The following is an 18,523-nucleotide window of genomic DNA, read 5'->3' on the forward strand; positions in this document are numbered from 1 at the left end:
GCATGGCCTGCCGGCCCGTCAGAACACGAGCACCAGCACCAGGCCCCCGGCTCCCAGCAGCGCGGTCCCTGCGCAGATGAGCGCGATCCGGCGGCCGTGCCGCAGCCGGGGCTGCACGTGCTGCAGCTGCCGCGAGGTGTGGCGCGCGTGCTCCTTGGTGAACCACCACAGCGGGGGTGTGAGGGTCAGTGCGACGGCCGCGGCCAGTGCGAACGCCCTCGCGCCCTCGACCGTGGGGAAGACCTGGATGGCGACCAGGCACGCCGCCATGAACGAGAGCAGGGTGCGGCGCCAGGCCAGGGCGGTGCGTTCGGTGGCCAGGCCCGCAGCCGCCGCGCGCTCGGCCGGCTCGTTCTGCTCGCCCGGCTCGGTCGGCCCGCTCATCGCAGCAGCAGGGACAGCAGGACCAGGATCCCGACCACGGCGACGGTGACGACCAGCACGAACCCCGTCACGGCCCCGGGCAGCGGCCCGTCCTCCCGCATGGCACGCTCCGTGCGAGCCCACTCGACCGCGGCGACGATCGGGACCGTGGCCCCCGCCACAAGCAGCACGATCGCCGCGGCGAGCCGGAGCCCGGGCTCCAGCGGCAGGTCGAGAGCCTCCAGCGCGGTCCCGCCGGCGATCAGCCCCAGCGAGGTGCGGATCCACGCCAGGATCGTGCGCTCGTTGGCCAGCGAGAAGCGCGGGTCCGGTTCCGCCCCCCGGGTGTACACCCACCGGGGAAATCGCTCGGCCCCCGTCGGGCCACCGGTGGCGGAGCTGTCCCCGTGCGGCATATGACGTCCTTCCCGGTGCAGCGGTCGAGGCCTCGGGGCAATCCTGGCACCGGTGGCGACGCAGGGCGCGACGACGTCGACCGGGTCGCCCGCACTCGGCGTGCGGTGTCTGGCGGTCACGCTAGGTTGAGCGGGTCCGGCGCGGCCGGCCGCATCGGGCCGGGCTTCGCAGCAGGCGGTTCCGCAAGGGGGGCAGCGATGAGTTCCGAGCCGGTGGGCCCAGGGCAGACCGAGGCCGCCAGCGCCGCCAGCACCCCCAGCGCACGCCTGGCCCAGAAGCCCGCAGGCGGTGACAGCACCACGACGGTGGTCGTCGCCTTCGTGGCCAACGCACTGGTCGCGGTGGCGAAGACCGGGGCCGCGATGCTCACCGGGTCGGCCTCCATGCTGGCCGAGGCCGTGCACTCCTGGGCCGACACGGGCAACGAGGTCTTCCTGCTCCTGGCGGACAAGAGGTCCCGGCGCCCGGCGGACCTCGACCACCCGGCCGGGTTCGGTCGCGAGGCGTACGTCTGGTCCATGTTCGCGGCCATCGGCCTGTTCGCCGTCGGCGCCGGGGTGTCGCTCACCCACGGGATCCAGGAGCTGCTGGACCCGCAACCCGCCGAGGACTTCGGCATCGCGTACGCCGTGCTCGCCGTGGCCTTCGTGCTCGAGGGAGTGTCGTTCGTGCGCGCCGTGCGGCAGGCGCGCGCCGAGGCCCGGGGCGCCCGGCGCGAGGTCGTGCGGCACGTGGTGATCACCTCCGACCCGACGCTGCGGGCCGTGGTGGCCGAGGACGCCGCCGCGCTCGTCGGACTGGTGGTGGCGTTCGCCGGGATCGCCGCCCACCAGCTCACGGGGTCCGCGGTGCCCGACGCCGTCGGCTCCATCGCGATCGGCGTGCTGCTGGCGGTGGTCTCCGTCGTGCTCGTGGACCGCAACCGCCGTTTCCTCGTCGGCGAGGTGGCCCAGCCCGGCACCCGGGTGGCCGTCCTGCGCCTTCTGCTGGACATGCCGCAGGTCGAGCGGGTCACCTACCTGCGCTTGGAGTTCGTGGGTCCCCGGTCGCTTTACCTCACGGCCAGCGTGGACCTGCGCGGCGACGAGCGCGAGGTCGACGTCGCCCGCCGGCTCGACGAGCTGGAGCGAGCGATGGTGGACCTCGAGCTGGTCGTCGGTGCGGTGTTCACGGTGTCCCCCCCCGAGGAACGGTCCCTGACCGTCCCGGCCGACGGCGCCGGCCGGTAGAGTCGTCCGACGCCACGTCCCTGCAGCACCGGAGCCCGCCGTGACCGAACCGCACGACCCCTACGCAGTGCCGGAGTCGGACGGGCACCCGCAGGAGCAGGCCACCCGGCCGCTGCCCGTGGGCGGCGACACGGCCGGCACCCCCGCCGACGCCCCCTGGGGGACCGCCGCGGACCCAAGTCGCTACCCGGCGTACCAGCCGTCCGCGCAGCCCGGCTCGGTCCAGCCGGTGAGCCCGTACCAGCAGGCGACCGGCCAGGCCGCCGGGTACGTCCAGCACGGTGCGCCGCAGCCGCCTTCTCCGCAGCTGGGCGATCCCCGGTACGGCGACCTCCAGGCCTACCCGGCGCCGGGCTACCCGGCGCAGACGTACCCCGGACCGGCCCACCCGACGCCGCCCTACCCTCAGGCGTACGCGCAGCCCCGGTACGTCGTGCGGCCGCCGACCAACGGCCTCGCCATCGCCTCGCTGGTCCTGGGGATCCTCTGGCTGTCCTGGGTCGGCAGCATCCTCGCGTTGATCTTCGGCTACGTCGCACTCGGCCAGATCAGGTCCGCACCCCCGCAGTCGCCCCAGCAGGGCCACGGCCTGGCGCTCGCGGGCGTCGTCCTGGGGTGGGTCGGGGTGGCGACGCTCGCGGCGATCGTCCTGTTCGCGCTGTTCCTGGTTCCGGCGAGCGCATCGCTGCCGGTCGTGTAGCCGCCACTCGGCCGGAGACAGCCCTCGCCGCGAGCACGGCGCTCTGGCATGATCGCCGGGGTTCGACATCGACCACCGACGGCCGACCTCGAGGAGACTCATGACCACGCCGGGCCCGAACGTCCCGCAGGACCCGTACGACTCCCAGCAGCCTCCTCCGGGTCCGTACCCGGGTGGTCAGCCTGCCCCCGGTCCGTACCCGGGTGGTCAGCCTGCCCCCGGTCCGTACCCGGGTGGTCAGCCTGCCCCGGGCTACGGCCAGCCGCCGACCCAGAATCCCGGGACCACGTTCGGGATCGTGGGTCTGGTCCTCGGGTTCCTGGGCCCGCTGTCCCTGGTCGGGCTCATCCTGTCGATCGTCGGTCTGCGCAAGTCGAAGAAGGCCGGGCAGTCGAACGGCGTGGCGATCGCCGGGATCGTCGTGAGCAGCCTGGTCCTGATCGGCGTGATCATCGGCGGCATCGCCCTCGGCGTGGGACTCGCCCACGTCATCGAGGTGTGCAACGACCTGGGGCCGGGCACGCACGTCCAGGACGGCATCACCTACACCTGCAGCTGACGGCCCGACCTTGCTGCCCTCGGCCCGCCCCGACGTCGCGTCGGGGCGGGCCGTGGTGCGTCAGCGGCTCCCGACGAGCGCGGCGGTGTCGGCCTCGATCAGGTCCATCGTGATCTGGGCCGCCGCCCAGGTGCCCTCGGCGGCGGCGGTCGCGACCTGTGCGGACAGGTTCGTCGCGTTGCCGGCCACCCACACCCCGGGCACGGACGTGCGTCCGGTCTCGTCGGCCACGAGGTGATCGCCCTGGCCGGACGGGTGCGCGGTGACCGCCAGCCCGAGGGGTCCGACGACGTCGGCCCGGGCCCGCATGGTGGTCCCGACGACCAGGGCGTCGAGCGCCACGGTGCCCCCGTCGTCGAGCACGACGCCGGTGAGCCGCTCGTCCTCGGTGACGACCTGGCGGACGCGTCCGTCGACGACGTCGACGGACCGGGCCGCCAGCCGTGCGTCGTCGTCGCCCGTGGGGGCGGGTCCGGTGTGCGTGAGCAGCACGACCTGGTCGCTCCACTGGCTGAACAGCAGCGCCTGGCGCACCGCGTGCGGTCCGGTCGCCAGGATGCCGATCCGGCGCCCGCGCACCTCGTAGCCGTGGCAGAACGGGCAGTGCAGCACGTCGCGCCCCCAGCGCTCGGCCAGACCGGGGACGTCGGGCAGCTCGTCCACGAGCCCGGTGGCGAGCAGGAGCCGGCGGGCTCGGGTGACGCGTCCGTCGTCGAGCGTCACGGCGAAGGGGTGAGTGCCGCCGTCGTCCCGCACCACCTGCGCCACCCGGGCGTCGTGCACCTGGCCGCCGACGGCGCGGACCTCCGCCCGGCCCGTCGCGAGGAGCTCGGCGGGGGAGACGCCGTCGCGGCCGAGCAGCCCGTGGACGCCCGCGGCCGGAGCGTTGCGGGGTGCGCCGGCATCGATCACGGCCACGCGCCACCGGGCGCGCGCCAGGGTGAGTGCTCCGCTGAGGCCGGCGGCGCCGCCGCCGATCACCAGCACGTCGTACGTGGTCTCGAGGGTGTCGTCCATGGACCCAGAATCCGACCGGCATCGCCGATGAGCAACAGCCGTTGCCGCTATGGCAAACTGGCGGCATGCACGACGACGGCACGCACGCCCCGCCCGGGCCCTCGGTCCCGACCGACCTCGCCGTCGCGCTCGGCACCGTCGGGCCGCGGCTGCGCGGCCTGCGCACCGAGCGAGGCGTGACCCTCGCGGCCCTGTCGGCCCGGACGGGCATCTCGGTCAGCACCCTGTCCCGGCTCGAGTCCGGCACCCGGCGGCCCACCCTCGAGCTGCTGCTGCCGCTGGCGCGTGCCCACGGCGTGACCCTCGACGACCTGGTGGACGCCCCCACCACCGGGGACCCCCGGGTGCACCCGAAGCCGGTGACGGCCGATGGCATGACCACGCTCGCGCTGACGCCGGGAGCGACCGACATCGGGGCGTACAAGCTGATCCTCGAGGCGGGCTCCCGGCCGGACGGGCCCGACCCGCGCACCCACGAGGGCTACGAGTGGCTCTACGTGCTGTCGGGGCGGCTGCGGCTCGTGCTGGGCCACCACGACGTCGTCATGGGACCGGGCGAGGCCGCGGAGTTCGACACCCGCGTCCCGCACTGGTTCGGGCCGGCCGACGACGCGGCGGTGGAGCTGCTCAGCCTCTTCGGCAAGCAGGGGCAGCGCGCGCACACCCGGATCCGCCCGCGGGCGTCGGGCTGACCTGCTCCCCGGCGCCGTCGCCCCGACCGGGCCGGGTGTGGAGCGGCTGTCCCGTGGTGAAGGCCACCCGACGGCCCGTGTCCTCGCCAGGGTGGCGTGGCGTATGATCGATGGGTTGCCCGTACGCCTGCCGTGCGGGTCGTTGCAAGCATCCAGCGCCGCAGCAACCAGGCCGGCTCGCTCCGGCAAGACGCGCGCGCACGCACCCGACACCGTTGGAGACCATCGAAGTGAAGAGCGCCGTCGAGACCCTGGATCCCACCAAGGTCAAGCTGACCGTCGAGGTGGAGTACGACGAGCTCAAGCCGAGCATCGACCACGCCTACAAGCACATCGCGGAGCAGGTGAACATCCCCGGCTTCCGCAAGGGCAAGGTCCCCCCGCGCATCATCGACCAGCGGGTCGGCTGGGGTGCCGTCGTCGAGCACGCCGTGAACGAGGGCCTGTCGGGCTTCTACCGTGACGCCGTCACCGCCGAGGAGCTGCGCCCGCTGGGCCAGCCCGAGGTCGAGGTCACCGAGATCCCCGAGAAGGCCGGTGAGGGCCAGCTCGCCTTCGTCGCCGAGGTCGAGGTCCGCCCCGAGCTCACCCTGCCGGAGCTGTCCGGCATCGACCTGACCGTGGAGTCCACCGAGGTCGCCGACGCCGACGTGGCCGAGCGCCTCGACTCCCTGCGCGAGCGCTTCGGGACTCTCGTGGGCGTCGACCGCCCCGCCGTCGAGGGCGACTACGTCGTCATCGACCTCAAGGCCGTCATCGGCGACGAGGAGATCGACTCGGTCTCCGGCGTCTCCTACCAGATCGGTTCCGGCAACATGCTGGACGGCCTGGACGAGGCCCTCACGGGCCTGTCCGCCGAGGAGACCACCACCTTCTCCTCCAACCTCGCCGGTGGTGAGCACGAGGGCGAGGAGGCGACGGTCACCGTCACCGCCACGTCCGTCAAGGAGCGCGAGCTGCCCGAGGCCGACGACGACTTCGCCCAGATGGCCTCGGAGTTCGACACGCTCGCCGAGCTCCAGGCCGACCTGCGCGAGCAGGTCGCTTCCGCCAAGACGTCGAACCAGGCCGTCGCCGCCCGCGACGCGCTGCTGGAGAAGCTGCTCGAGGCCGTCGAGGTCCCGGTCCCGGCCGGCGTCGTCGAGGCCGAGGTGCACCGTCACCTCGAGCAGGAGGGTCGTCTCGAGGACGACGAGCACCGTGCCGAGGTCACCGTGGACGCCACCAAGGCGATCACCAACCAGATCCTGCTCGACACGCTCGCCGAGAAGCTGCAGGTCCAGGTGGGCCAGGGTGAGCTCATCGAGTACCTGGTCCAGGCCTCCCAGCAGTACGGCATGGAGCCGCAGCAGTTCATCCAGACCCTCGACCAGGGCGGCCAGATCCCCGCGATGGTCGGCGAGGTCGCCCGCTCCAAGGCGCTCGCCGTCGCGCTGCGCGACATCGAGGTCAAGGACTCCGAGGGCAACGTCGTGGACCTCACCGAGTTCATCGGGTCCGAGGAGGACGACGAGACCGCCGCCGCCGCGACCGAGGCCGCCGGCGAGGCGATCGAGGAGGCCACCTCCGAGGAGGAGGCCGAGGACACCGAGGCCGCCAAGGCCTGATCCCACGGCCCGACGCGCGGCACGGCCCGCACGCTCGACGACGGCCCGCACCTTCCCCACGGGAGGTGCGGGCCGTCGTCGTCCCCGGAACGGGCGCTGACGACGGGCCTGTGCGCCTGCAGCGAAACCGGGCGTACCGAGGACTGTTCGGGCCGGTCGGGCGCGTTAGGGTCGAGCGACAGCGAAGCGAAGGAGACGGACGTGAACGACCTGCTGCAGACGGACGGCGCGGCACCGGTGGCCCGGTCCGAGGGACAGGGCCTGGGCCTGAACGACTCCATCTACAACCGGCTCCTGCGGGAGCGCATCATCTGGCTGGGCTCGGAGGTGCGCGACGAGAACGCGAACGCGATCTGCGCCCAGATGATGCTCCTGGCGGCCGAGGACCCCGACAAGGATATCTACCTCTACATCAACTCCCCGGGCGGCTCGATCACGGCCGGCATGGCGATCTACGACACCATGCAGTTCATCCAGCCGGACGTGGCGACCGTGGCGATGGGCATGGCGGCCTCGATGGGACAGTTCCTGCTGTCCTCGGGCGCCCAGGGCAAGCGCTACATCACCCCGCACGCGCGCGTGCTCATGCATCAGCCGTCCGGCGGCGTCGGCGGCACGGCCACCGACGTGCGCATCGGGGCCCAGCTGATCATGCACATGAAGAAGGTCCTCGCCGAGCTGACGGCCGAGCAGACCGGCCAGCCGCTCGAGAAGATCCTCAAGGACAACGACCGCGACAGCTGGTTCACGGCGGACGAGGCGCTCGAGTACGGCTTCGTCGACCGCGTCGTCGCCAACGCCTCCTCGGTGTCCGGGGGCGGCGGCACGACCGCCGAGTGACCCGACGCCCAGGTCGACCGACCACGACTTCCCCCCGAGGAGAACCATGAGCCACTCCGCCGAGTACCAGTTCGCGATGCGGGCCGAGCGCCTCGCCGGCCCCGCCGCGCGCCCGGGCGGCGTCGCGATGCCGTTCGGCACGAGCGACGCCGCCCCGAGTGCCCGTTACGTGCTGCCGCAGTTCGAGGAGCGCACCCCGTACGGCTTCAAGCGCCAGGACCCGTACACCAAGTTGTTCGAGGACCGCATCATCTTCATGGGCGTGCAGGTCGACGACGCGTCGGCCGACGACATCATGGCGCAGCTGCTGGTCCTGGAGTCCCAGGACCCGGACCGTGACGTGATGATCTACATCAACTCGCCCGGTGGGTCGTTCACGGCCATGACCGCCCTGTACGACACGATGCAGTTCATCAAGCCGCAGATCCAGACCGTCTGCCTGGGGCAGGCGGCCTCGGCGGCCTCGGTGCTGCTCGCGGCGGGTCAGCTCGGCAAGCGCCTCGCGCTGCCGAACGCCCGGGTGCTGATCCACCAGCCCGCGATGGAGGGCGGCGGCTACGCCCAGGCCTCGGACATCGAGATCCATGCCAACGAGCTCATCCGCATGCGTGAGTGGCTCGAGGAGACCCTGGCCCGCCACACGGGCAAGGAAGCCTCCGAGATCCGCGACGACATCGAGCGCGACAAGATCCTCACGGCCGCCCAGGCCAAGGACTACGGCCTGGTCGACCAGGTCCTCGAGTCCCGCAAGCCGGTGGCGATCCAGCGCTGACGGCGGCCTCCGACCGTCCCGTGGCGGCTCACGACCCGGGCTCGCGACGCCTCGTCGCGGGCCCGGGTCGCGCCACACCGGGCGATCTCTGCTGACAACCGGGCCCCCGTGGTGTGGAATGGTGCGAGGACCTGCACGAGACAAGGAGGCCCGCAGTGGCTCGAATCGGTGACGGCGCAGACCTGTTGAAGTGTTCCTTCTGCGGGAAGTCCCAGAAGCAGGTCAAGAAGTTGATCGCTGGTCCAGGCGTGTACATCTGCGACGAGTGCATCGACCTGTGCAACGAGATCATCGAGGAGGAGCTGGGCGAGGCCACCGAGCTCGGCATGACGGAGCTGCCCAAGCCCCGCGAGATCTTCTCGTTCCTCGAGCAGTACGTCATCGGGCAGGAGCCCGCCAAGCGGGCCCTCGCGGTCGCGGTCTACAACCACTACAAGCGGGTCCAGGCTCCCGTGCCGGCCAAGGACGACGACGACGGCGTCGAGATCGCCAAGTCCAACATCCTGCTCATCGGCCCCACGGGCACCGGCAAGACCTACCTGGCGCAGACGCTGGCGAAGATGCTCAACGTCCCCTTCGCGATCGCGGACGCCACGGCCCTCACCGAGGCGGGCTACGTGGGCGAGGACGTCGAGAACATCCTGCTCAAGCTCATCCAGGCCGCGGACTACGACGTCAAGAAGGCCGAGACCGGCATCATCTACATCGACGAGGTCGACAAGGTGGCCCGCAAGGCCGAGAACCCGTCGATCACGCGTGACGTCTCGGGCGAGGGTGTGCAGCAGGCGCTGCTGAAGATCATCGAGGGCACCAGCGCCTCCGTCCCGCCGCAGGGCGGTCGCAAGCACCCCCACCAGGAGTTCATCCAGATCGACACGTCGAACGTGCTGTTCATCGTGGCCGGCGCGTTCGCCGGGCTGGACGACATCATCGCCTCCCGCGCCCGCAAGCGCGGCATCGGCTTCTCGGCCCCGATGGAGTCGGCGGCGGACGAGGACCTGTTCTCCGAGGTGCGTCCCGAGGACCTGCACAAGTACGGGCTGATCCCGGAGTTCATCGGCCGTCTGCCGGTCATCGCCTCCGTCTCGCCCCTGGACCGCGAGGCCCTGGTGCGCATCCTCACCGAGCCCCGCAACGCCCTGGTCAAGCAGTACCAGCGGATGTTCGAGATCGACGGGGTCCGCCTCGACTTCGACGACGACGCCGTGGACGCCATCGCCGAGCAGGCGTTGCTGCGGGGGACAGGGGCCCGGGGGCTGCGCGCCATCATGGAAGAGGTCCTGCAGCAGGTGATGTTCGACGTGCCGAGCCGGGACGACGTCGAGGGCGTCGTGGTCACCCGCGAGGTCGTCGAGGAGAACGTCAACCCGACCATCGTGCCGCGGTCCTCCGGGCCGGTGCGCAACCGCAAGTCCGCCTGATCGGACCGGTGCGCCGTCGTCGGGCGGCTCCCCGGGCGTCCGGTGGTCGCATCGCGGGCAGGTGCCCTGAGCGACGCGGGGGACCGTAGGATCGAGGCATGGCTGAGCCCTTCGACGAAGCACCCGTGCCCGAGACCGGCCGGGTGCTGCCCGCAGAGATCCTGGAGCTGCGCGGCACGATCGACAACATCGACGCCGCGATGGTGCATCTGCTGGCGGAGCGGTTCCGCGCCACGCGCCGCGTCGGGGAGCTCAAGGCGACGCACGGGATGCCGCCGGCCGACCCGCAGCGCGACCGCCAGCAGATCGAGCGTCTCAAGACCATCGCGACCGGCGCAGGGCTGGACCCGCAGCTCGCCGAGCAGTTCCGGGAGTTCATCGTCACCGAGGTGATCCGCCACCACGAGCGGATCGCCGCCGAGCACGAGGCCGGCCGTCGTTCCGGCGAGGCTCCGCCGCTCGACACCTACAGCTGACCCGTCGCCGTCCGCCGAGGTAGACCACAACCCGGCGAGGTCGGCGCGCTGCCCGCGAGGTAGGCCAGGACCCGCTGGGGTAGGCAACAACCCGGCGAGGTAGGCCAGGACCCGGTGAGGTAGGCCACCGTGCGCGGCCGTCGCGTGTCGTGGGTGGCGGTGACCGGGGATCCGTCGCACGCTGGGAGGCACAGTCGACGGACCCGAGGGGGATCTGCATGAGGATCGAATGGCTCAAGCCCCTGGTCGGACACCCCGGCCCGTTCGCCACCGTCTACCTGGACGCCACGCGTTCGGTGGAGGCCGGTGACAAGGACGTGGCGAACCGCTGGCGCTCCGTGCGGCGGTCGCTCGTCAAGCAGGGTGCCGCCGAGGAGGTGCTCGCCGACCTGGACGAGGCGGTCGATCGGCCGACGAGGGTACGTGGGCCGCACGGGAGGGTGCTCATCGCCGACGCGGACGGCGTGCTCGTCGACCGGGTGCTGCGGGAGCCGCCGTCGGTGATGGCCGGTGTCTGGCACCAGGTGCCGTCCCTGCTCCAGGCGGCCCGGTCCGCCGACGAGGCCGCGGACGCGCTCTGCGTGGCCGTCGACCGCCTGGGTGCCGACTTCTTCCCGGTGGGCAGCGACGGGTACCCGGCCGGCCCGCGGGAGTCCTTCGAGGGTCCGCACGACGAGATCTCCAAGACGTCGAGCACCTCGACCAAGCGGGCCACCATCGAGTCGCGCGCGGAGGACTCCTGGCAGCGCAACGCCGAAGCGGTGGCGGGTGAGATCGACCGCCGCGTGGCGCAGCAGCGTCCCGAGATCGTCATGATCACCGGTGATGTGCGTGCCGTCCCGCTGGTGCGGGCCGCCCTCGGCCAGCAGGCGAGGGAGGCCACCGTGGAGGTCCCGGGCGGGGGTCGCGACGACGGCGTCCACCAGGGGGCGTTCGCGGAGTCGGTGGCGGACGCGTTGGACTCGTTCCGTGAACGCCGTCGCGAACAGGTGCTCGCCGAGCTGCGCGAGGGGCTGGGCCGCGAGGCCGGTGCCGTCACCAGCATCGACGACGTCGTGCAGGTCCTGGCACGTGGCCAGGTCAAGCACCTGGTCCTCTCCGAACAGCTGGCCGACGACGCCGCCCGGGCGCTGCGGTCGTGGGTGGACTCCCCGGCGGAGAGCCCCGGCCCCGGTGGCCTGCTCAACGGCCGCCGGCTGTGGATCGGGCCCGACCCGCTGCACGTCGCGGTCGCGCGCGGGGAGCTGACCGGCGTCGACGACCCGGAGGAGCTGCCGGCGGCCTCCGCGCTCCTGCGTGCTGCGATCGGTCAGGATGCCGGGCTCGTGTTCGCCCCGGAGGGCTCGGTGGACCTGCGCGACGGTGTCGGGGCCACGTTGCGCTGGCACGACGGCGGGACTCCCCACGAGTCGGCGGCGACGATGAGCGGGGACGACGGCCGGGTGTCGACCGCCCACTGACGAGCAGGAAGGACTCGGCCCCCGCGACACGACGTGTCGCGGGGGCCGAGTCGTGGCGGCTCGGTCAGCCGCGGGGCTTCTTGACGGGCGGCTCGCCGAGCTCGTGCTCGACGACGACGATCCCGCCCTGGACGTCGGGGTCGCCCTGGCCGTCCGTCGCCTCGACCAGCTCCAGGTCACCCGTCGCGCGCCCGGCGCCACGGATGTCCTCCACCGCGGACCGGACCCCCGGGAGCAGGTGCGCGGGCACGGCGACCTGCGCCGACAGGATCGGCGTCTTCATGGAGACCTTCGCGGCCGACTTCAGCTTGCGCAGGGCCGCCAGCGCGTTCCCTGCGGCCGTGAGCGCGACCGGGTCGGCGCCGTCCGCGGCGGAGCGCAGCGGCTCGGCCGTCGGCCACGCGGCACGGTGCACCGAGCCGGTCCGCCACCAGGACCAGACCTCCTCGGTGGCGAACGGGATGAACGGTGCCAGGAGCCGCAGCATGGCGTCGAGCGCGATCGCCAGGGCGGTGCGCGCGGAGACCGTCTCGGCGGTCAGATCTGTGGCCGAGGCGCCGGCGCCGTACGCGCGGTCCTTGACGAGCTCGAGGTAGTCGTCGCAGAACGCCCAGAAGTACGACTCGGTGATCTCCAGGGCGCGGGTGTGGTCGTAGGCCTCGAGCGCGGCGGTGGCCTGCTCGACGACGTCGGCCAGCCCGGCGAGCATCGCCCGGTCGAGGTCCACCGTCACCGCGGCCGGGTCCAGGGTGATCTCACCGCTGCCGGTGGCCGGGTCGACCCCGAAGGTCAGGGCGAACTTGGACGCGTTGAGGACCTTGATCGCGAGGCGGCGGCCGATCTTCATCTGCCCGACCTCGAACGCCGCGTCCGTGCCCAGGCGAGCGGCGGCGGCCCAGTAGCGGACGGCGTCGGAGCCGTGCTCGACGAGCAGGTCCATCGGCGTGACCACGTTGCCCTTGGACTTGGACATCTTCTTGCGGTCGGGGTCCAGGATCCAGCCGCTGATGGCGGCGTTGCGCCACGGCAGCACGCCCTCCTCCAGGTGCGAGCGCACCACGGAGGAGAAGAGCCACGTGCGGATGATGTCCTGGCCCTGCGGGCGCAGGTCCATGGGGTAGACGCGGTCGAAGAGGTCGGCGTCGCGCTCCCAGCCCGAGACGATGAGCGGGCTCAGGGAGGACGTGGCCCACGTGTCCATGACGTCGGCGTCGCCCACGAACCCGCCGGGCTCGCCGCGCTGGGACTCCTCGTAGCCCGCGGGCGCCTGCGACGTGGGGTCGACGGGCAGCTCGGCCTCGGACGGCGTGATGGGGTGGTCGTGGTCCACCTCGCCGTGCGCGTCGATCGGGTACCAGACCGGCACCGCCACGCCGAAGAACCGCTGCCGGGACACCAGCCAGTCGCCGTTGAGGCCACCGACCCAGTTCTCGTAGCGCACCCGCATGAACTCGGGGTGGAAGTCGAGCTCCTTGCCGCGGGCGAGCAGCTCGTCGCGCAGCGGCCGCTGGTCCCAGGCCCGGCCGCCGTTGCGGATGTACCACTGCCGTGAGGTGACGATCTCGAGGGGCTTGTCGCCCTTCTCGTAGAAGTTCGTCATCCGCTGGGTGGGCTTCGGCTCGCCGTCCAGGTCGCCGGAGGCCACGAGGGCCTCGACGACGGCCTTGCGGGCGCTGAAGGTCGTCCGACCGGCGAGCCCCTCGGCGTAGAGCGCGGCGCCCGGGCCGCCGGCGACCCACTCGGGGGTGTCACGGTGCAGCCGGCCGTCCCGCCCGACGACGGAACGGGTCGGCAGCTGCAGCTCGCGCCACCACTGCACGTCGGTGAGGTCGCCGAAGGTGCAGCACATGGCGATGCCGGCGCCCTTGTCCATGGCGGCGGCGGTGTGGGCGAGCACGGGCACCTCGACGCCGAACAGCGGCGAGGTGACGGTGGTGCCGAACAGGTGCTGGTAGCGCTCGTCGTCCGGGTGGGCGATGAGGGCGACGACGGCGGGGATGAGCTCGGGACGGGTGGTCTCGATGAAGACGGGCTCGCCGGCGGCGCCGTGGAACGCCACGCGGTGGTAGTGCCCGGGGTACTCGCGTGCCTCGAGCTCGGCCTGGGCGACGGCGGTCTGGAACGTCACGTCCCACAGGCCCGGGGCCTCGGCCTGGTAGGCCTCACCGCGGTCCAGGTTGCGCAGGAAGGCGCGCTGGGAGGCCGCGCGCGACGTCGCGTCGATGGTCTGGTAGGTCTGCGACCAGTCGACGGACAGGCCGAGCCGCCGCCACAGCTCCTCGAACTGGCGCTCGTCGTCCGCGGTGAGCCGCTCGCACAGCTCGATGAAGTTGCGCCGGCTGACCGGCACCTGGTCGGCGGGCTTGACGGCCTTGCCCTCGGTGCCCTGGTGCGGGGGCTCGAACCCCTCGACGTAGGGCAGGGACGGGTCGCAGCGCACCCCGAAGTAGTTCTGCACGCGGCGCTCGGTGGGCAGGCCGTTGTCGTCCCACCCCATGGGGTAGAAGACCTCCTTGCCCCGCATGCGCTGGAACCGGGCGACGACGTCGGTGTGCGTGTAGCTGAAGACGTGCCCCACGTGCAGCGAGCCGGACACCGTGGGCGGCGGGGTGTCGATGGAGTACACCTGCTCGCGCGTGGCGGTGCGGTCGAACGCGAAGGTGCCCTCGGCCGCCCAGCGCTCGTCGAACTTCTGCTCGAGCCCGTCGGTGCTGACCCTGTCCGGTACCTCCCGGACCACCGCGCGCACGACGTCGCCGGTGACGCGGGCGCCGGCGGCCGGGTTCGTGGCGGGGGTCTGCTCGTCAGGGGTCGGGAAGTCGCTCATGGTCAGCCATTGTCCCAGACGACGGGGGCTCGGCGGCACCGGATTCCGGCCCGCGAAATTCTCTGACTATGATCAGAGGTATGCCGTCCGACGTTCGTGCTCCCGCCGATTCCCCACCCGCCGGCCCGGCCGCCGGCGCACCCGTCGAGGGCGTCGTCCACGACGATCACACCGCCGTCGTGCGCCGTTTCAACCGGAGCTACACCCAGCGCGTCGGGGCCCTGGAGGAGTCGTTCCTGGGCCTGGGCATGCCGCTCGGCACCGCTCGGCTGCTCTACGAGATCGGCGCCGAGGCGGGAACCACCCGCGACCTGCGGACACGCCTCGGGCTCGACTCCGGCTACCTCAGCCGGCTCCTGCGGCGGCTGGAGAGCGACGGCCTGGTGGACGTCCGGCCCGACCCGGGCGACCGCCGTCGTCGCCGGGTGGACCTCACGACGGCGGGCCGCCGCACGTGGGACGAGCTCGAGGGACGCTCCGCCGACCGCGCCCGGGAACTCGTCGCGCCGCTGACGGCGCGGCAGCGGGACCGGCTCGCCGCCGCCCTCACGGAGGCGGACCTGCTCGTGCGCGCCGCCACCGTGGCGATCGAGCAGGTCGACCCGACCGCACCCGCGGCGCTCGCCGCGGTGCGTGCCTACGGCGCCGAGCTGGACCGGCGCTTCGCGGGCGGGTTCGACCTCGGCGACCCGGCCGCCGGTGCCCAGCGGCTGCGCCCGCCGGACGGGACCTTCGTCCTGGCCACGAGCGACGGAGCACCCGTGGCGTGCGGGGGAGTCCAGGCGCTCGCCGACGGCGCGGCGGAGATCAAGCGGATGTGGGTCGACGGCGCGTGGCGCGGCGCCGGGCTGGGCTCCCGACTGCTCCGGCACCTGGAGGGCGTCGCGCGCGACCTCGGCCACGACGTCGTCCGCCTGGACACGAACGCCACGTTGACCGAGGCCGTGGCCATGTACGAGCGGGCCGGCTACCGCGCCGTCGAGCGCTACAACGACAACCCGCACGCGACGCACTTCTTCGCCAAGAACCTGCGGTGACGTCCCGGCACGGCCCGGCGCTGCGCCGGCGCCGGCCGGGGATAGGCTCGTCGCATGGCTTCTGATCTCACCGTCGGCTACGCCGCGATGCTCGAGCAGTTCCACCCGACCGAGGTCGTCGACCTCTCGGCCCACGCCGAGGAGCACGGCTTCTCCGGGGTGATGGCGGCCGACCACTTCCAGCCCTGGGTCCCGCAGCAGGGGCAGGCCGCGTTCGTGTGGAACGTGCTGACCGCCCTCGGCGAGCGCACCCGCGGCGACCTGGGCCCGGGTGTCACCGCCCCGACGTTCCGCTGGCACCCGGCGATGGTCGCGCAGGCCTCGGCGACGCTCGCCGCGATGTACCCGGGCCGGCACTGGCTGGGCCTGGGCTCCGGCGAGGCGCTGAACGAGCACGTCACCGCGGGCTACTGGCCGGAGGCGCCCGAGCGCATCAACCGGATGTTCGAGGCGATCGACATCATCAAGAAGCTCTTCACCTCCGGGCTGGAGGGCAAGGACGTCAAGCACTCCGGGCAGTTCTACAAGATGGAGTCCACCCGGCTGTGGACCATGCCCGAGGTGGCGCCGGAGATCCTCGTGGCCACCGCGGGTCCGATCACGGCCAAGCGCGCCGGCAAGCACGCGGACGGGCTCATCACCGTCGGTGCCCCGCTGGACAAGATCGAGATGCTCTTCGGCCGGTTCGACGCGGGCGTCAAGGAGTCCGGTCGCGACCCGGAGACGATGCCGAAGGTCCTGCAGGTGCACATGTCCTGGGCCGAGACCGACGAGGAGGCCATGACGAACGCCATGACCGAGTGGCCCAACGGCGGCATGAAGTTCCCCAAGGCCGACATCCGCTCCCCGCACGACTTCGCGCAGATGGCCAAGCTGGTGCGCCCGGAGGACTTCGAGGGCCGCATGGTGATCTCCGCCGACCCCGACGAGCACCGGGCCGCCATCCAGAAGTACGTCGACCTCGGGTTCGACCGCATCTACCTGCACAACGTCGGCCGCAACCAGCGCGAGTGGATCGAGGTCTTCGGCCGCGAGGTGCTGCCGAAGCTCTCCCGGTGACCGGCGACGGCGCCCGGCTGACGCTCTGGGCACCGGACGGGCTGGGCGAGGTCCGCCCCGGCGACGACCTGGCGGCGCTCGTGGGGGACGTGCTGGCGCGGGACGGCGAGCGGACGGGGGACCGGCTGGCCGAGGGCGACGTCGTCGTGGTCACGTCCAAGATCGTCTCCAAGGCCGAGGGGCGCGTGGTGCGCGCCGCCGACCGCGAGCAGGCGATCACCGACGAGACCGTGCGGGTGGTCGCGACCCGGGAGCGGCCCGGCGGCCTGCCCCCGCTGCGGATCGTGGAGAACCGGCTCGGCCTGGTCATGGCGGCCGCCGGGGTGGACGCGTCGAACACTCCCGAGGGCACGGTGCTGCTGCTCCCGGACGACCCGGACGCCACGGCCGCAGCGCTGCGGCGGGCCTGGCGGAACCGGTTCGGGCTGGACCGGCTCGGCGTCGTCGTCACCGACACGGCCGGCCGGACGTGGCGCGACGGCGTCACCGACATCGCGATCGGCGCCGCCGGGCTGGAGGTCCTGGACGACCTGCGCGGTGGGGTCGACTCCCACGGGCGGCCGTTGTCGGTGACGGTCACGGCCGTGGCCGACGAGATCGCTGCGGCCTCGGAGCTGGTGCGGGGCAAGGCGACCGGACGGGCCGTGGCGGTGGTGCGCGGCGTCGGGAGGTACGTCCCCGCCGGGACGGGCGCCGTCGGACCCGGGGCGAGAGCCCTGGTGCGCACCGGCCCCGACGACCTCTTCCGGGAGGGCAGCCGCGAGGCCTACGCCCGCGGTCTCGCCGACGCACGGTCGCGGCCGACGGCGGACCCCGTCGGTGCCGTGGACCTGGCCGGATGGATCGAGCACCGACGCCCCGACGACCACGAGCACGTCGGATGGATCCGGCCCGACGGCGAGGCCTGGGTCGCGGTGTCGCTGCTCGGCGAGGAGCTGACCGGCCCGGTCGACTGGATCGAGGCCGAGGAGGCGCTCGACGGGACCGACCTGAGCCGGCTCGCCGACGTCTGGGTGCTGGAGCGACCCGAGGAGGCGACGCTGCGGGTGCGGCTCGTCGACGTCTCGCCGGACGGCGTCGTGGTGCAGACGGACGACCTCGGTGCGGTCGACGCTCCGGTCGAGCGGTTCCGCCTGCCCTGGCCGCCGCCGCCCGCGCTGCGGCCGCGACGCCCCGGTGACCCGGACGGCGGCACGTTGTTCGGCTAACGTCACCTGATGGTGACCGGGGAGTGCCCGGCCGGAGGGAGCAGCACGACATGACGCACTACGTGACCAGCGGTGCCGGGGACCAGGTCGGGTTCGACCTCCATGGTGAGGGGCCGGCCGTGGTCTTCGTCGCGGGCGCGGGTCCGTACCGGGCGATCGACCCCGTCACCACGCGGACCGCGGAGCTGTGCGCCGAGCGCGGCCTGACCGCCGTCGTCTACGACCGGCTCGGGCGGGGCGACAGCCCGGCGGACGGCGTCCTGGACCTGGATCGGGAGCTCTCCGCGCTCGCCGCCGTGATCGACGCCGCCGGACCGCCCGTGGTGCTCGTCGGGCACTCGTCCGGGGGCGCGATCGCCCTGGTGGCCGCCGACGTGGAGATGCCGGTGGAGGGGCTCGTGCTCTGGGAGGCTCCCTTGGCGGGCCGGGCGGAGGACGTCGCCGAGTGGATCGCGGAGTTCGAGCGCCGTCTGGACGCCGAGGACTACGTGGGCGCCACCGAGCAGTACATGAAGGACATGCCGCCGCAGTGGCTGGAGGCCATGCGCAGCTCGCCCGACTTCGAGCAGCTGGCCCGCGCGTCGGCGAGCCAGCGGGCGGACGGGCAGGCGATGGTGCGGGCCGGCGACCTGCTCGAGACCGAGGCCCTGCGGGAGCTGGCCGTGCCGGTGCTGGCGCTCCACGGCACGCGGACGTTCGAGGAGATGCCGGTCGCGGCGCGTCGGGTCGCGGACGCCACGACGCGCGGGGAGGTCGAGGAGCTCGACGGCGCCGAGCACTCCTGGGTGCCGGAGGCGATGGCCGAGCGCCTCGAACGGTTCTTCCGGGACAGCGTCTGA

Annotated in this window: 17 protein-coding genes and 1 pseudogene; 14 read left to right on the plus strand and 4 right to left on the minus strand. The window is 72.8% G+C overall.

Annotation, left to right across the window (positions count from 1 at the left end):
- Positions 1–18: 18 nt before the first annotated feature.
- Together ACIQLL_RS12510 and ACIQLL_RS12515 are read right to left on the minus strand one after the other, a co-directional pair.
- Positions 19–384 carry a DUF202 domain-containing protein gene (locus tag ACIQLL_RS12510; RefSeq protein ID WP_402467530.1) on the minus strand — a complete coding sequence of 122 codons (366 nt, stop codon included), beginning with the start codon at positions 382–384 and terminating at the stop codon, positions 19–21.
- Positions 381–779: a YidH family protein gene (locus tag ACIQLL_RS12515; protein WP_402467533.1), complete on the minus strand. Its 399-nt coding sequence runs from the start codon at positions 777–779 to the stop codon at positions 381–383. The genes ACIQLL_RS12510 and ACIQLL_RS12515 overlap by 4 nt, the downstream gene beginning before the upstream one ends.
- Positions 780–977: 198 nt before the next feature.
- Here ACIQLL_RS12515 and ACIQLL_RS12520 point away from each other — a divergent pair, with 198 nt between their 5' ends.
- From ACIQLL_RS12520 to ACIQLL_RS12530, 3 genes are all read left to right on the plus strand, one after another.
- Positions 978–2,009, plus strand: a complete 1,032-nt coding sequence (locus ACIQLL_RS12520) for a cation diffusion facilitator family transporter (RefSeq protein ID WP_402467536.1) — start codon at positions 978–980, stop codon at positions 2,007–2,009.
- A 40-nt stretch (positions 2,010–2,049) separates the two neighbouring features.
- The gene (locus ACIQLL_RS12525; protein ID WP_402467539.1) at positions 2,050–2,709 is read left to right on the plus strand and encodes a DUF4190 domain-containing protein; all 660 of its coding nucleotides are present in this window, start codon (positions 2,050–2,052) and stop codon (positions 2,707–2,709) included.
- Positions 2,710–2,809: 100 nt separating this feature from the next.
- Positions 2,810–3,268 (plus strand): DUF4190 domain-containing protein, encoded by a 459-nt coding sequence (locus tag ACIQLL_RS12530; protein WP_402467541.1) that lies wholly within the window; start codon positions 2,810–2,812, stop codon positions 3,266–3,268.
- A 60-nt stretch (positions 3,269–3,328) separates the two neighbouring features.
- Here the strand turns inward: ACIQLL_RS12530 and ACIQLL_RS12535 are convergent, their stop codons facing one another.
- Positions 3,329–4,285, minus strand: coding sequence for an NAD(P)/FAD-dependent oxidoreductase (locus tag ACIQLL_RS12535; protein WP_402467544.1), 957 nt, complete (start codon positions 4,283–4,285; stop codon positions 3,329–3,331).
- 65 nt (positions 4,286–4,350) lie between these two features.
- On the opposite strand from ACIQLL_RS12535, the gene ACIQLL_RS12540 reads away from it, so the two are divergent.
- The 7 genes from ACIQLL_RS12540 (at position 4,351) to ACIQLL_RS12570 (ending at position 11,553) form a co-directional block, all read left to right on the plus strand.
- Complete coding sequence (locus ACIQLL_RS12540) at positions 4,351–4,977, plus strand: helix-turn-helix domain-containing protein (protein WP_402467547.1); 627 nt, start codon at positions 4,351–4,353, stop codon at positions 4,975–4,977.
- A gap of 230 nt (positions 4,978–5,207) precedes the next feature.
- Positions 5,208–6,584, plus strand: a complete 1,377-nt coding sequence (tig, locus tag ACIQLL_RS12545; RefSeq protein WP_402468124.1) for a trigger factor — start codon at positions 5,208–5,210, stop codon at positions 6,582–6,584.
- 201 nt (positions 6,585–6,785) lie between these two features.
- Positions 6,786–7,424, plus strand: a complete 639-nt coding sequence (locus tag ACIQLL_RS12550; RefSeq protein ID WP_402467550.1) for an ATP-dependent Clp protease proteolytic subunit — start codon at positions 6,786–6,788, stop codon at positions 7,422–7,424.
- A gap of 46 nt (positions 7,425–7,470) precedes the next feature.
- Positions 7,471–8,196: an ATP-dependent Clp protease proteolytic subunit gene (locus ACIQLL_RS12555; RefSeq protein WP_402467553.1), complete on the plus strand. Its 726-nt coding sequence runs from the start codon at positions 7,471–7,473 to the stop codon at positions 8,194–8,196.
- A 155-nt stretch (positions 8,197–8,351) separates the two neighbouring features.
- A complete protein-coding gene (gene clpX, locus ACIQLL_RS12560; protein ID WP_402467556.1) occupies positions 8,352–9,617 on the plus strand; it encodes an ATP-dependent Clp protease ATP-binding subunit ClpX in 1,266 nt (421 codons plus the stop codon).
- 98 nt (positions 9,618–9,715) lie between these two features.
- On the plus strand, positions 9,716–10,093 hold the full coding sequence (locus tag ACIQLL_RS12565; RefSeq protein WP_402467559.1) for a chorismate mutase: 378 nt from the start codon (positions 9,716–9,718) through the stop codon (positions 10,091–10,093).
- A gap of 218 nt (positions 10,094–10,311) precedes the next feature.
- Positions 10,312–11,553, plus strand: a complete 1,242-nt coding sequence (locus ACIQLL_RS12570) for a baeRF2 domain-containing protein (protein ID WP_402467562.1) — start codon at positions 10,312–10,314, stop codon at positions 11,551–11,553.
- Between the two features lie 64 nt (positions 11,554–11,617).
- Here ACIQLL_RS12570 and valS read toward each other — a convergent pair whose 3' ends face one another.
- Positions 11,618–14,380, minus strand: a complete 2,763-nt coding sequence (gene valS, locus ACIQLL_RS12575; protein ID WP_402467563.1) for a valine--tRNA ligase — start codon at positions 14,378–14,380, stop codon at positions 11,618–11,620.
- 80 nt (positions 14,381–14,460) lie between these two features.
- Here valS and ACIQLL_RS12580 point away from each other — a divergent pair, with 80 nt between their 5' ends.
- The 4 genes and pseudogenes from ACIQLL_RS12580 (at position 14,461) to ACIQLL_RS12595 (ending at position 18,523) form a co-directional block, all read left to right on the plus strand.
- Positions 14,461–15,417, plus strand: coding sequence for a bifunctional helix-turn-helix transcriptional regulator/GNAT family N-acetyltransferase (locus ACIQLL_RS12580; protein WP_402467565.1), 957 nt, complete (start codon positions 14,461–14,463; stop codon positions 15,415–15,417).
- Between the two features lie 54 nt (positions 15,418–15,471).
- Positions 15,472–16,476 (plus strand): TIGR03557 family F420-dependent LLM class oxidoreductase, encoded by a 1,005-nt coding sequence (locus ACIQLL_RS12585; protein ID WP_402467568.1) that lies wholly within the window; start codon positions 15,472–15,474, stop codon positions 16,474–16,476.
- A 17-nt stretch (positions 16,477–16,493) separates the two neighbouring features.
- Positions 16,494–17,279, plus strand: a pseudogene (gene cofE, locus ACIQLL_RS12590) (coenzyme F420-0:L-glutamate ligase); the annotation flags it as partial.
- Between the two features lie 455 nt (positions 17,280–17,734).
- A complete protein-coding gene (locus tag ACIQLL_RS12595; protein WP_402467571.1) occupies positions 17,735–18,523 on the plus strand; it encodes an alpha/beta fold hydrolase in 789 nt (262 codons plus the stop codon).

This window comes from Isoptericola aurantiacus (assembly GCF_044769875.1).
In the GTDB taxonomy this organism is placed as follows: Bacteria; Actinomycetota; Actinomycetes; order Actinomycetales; family Cellulomonadaceae; genus Isoptericola; species Isoptericola aurantiacus.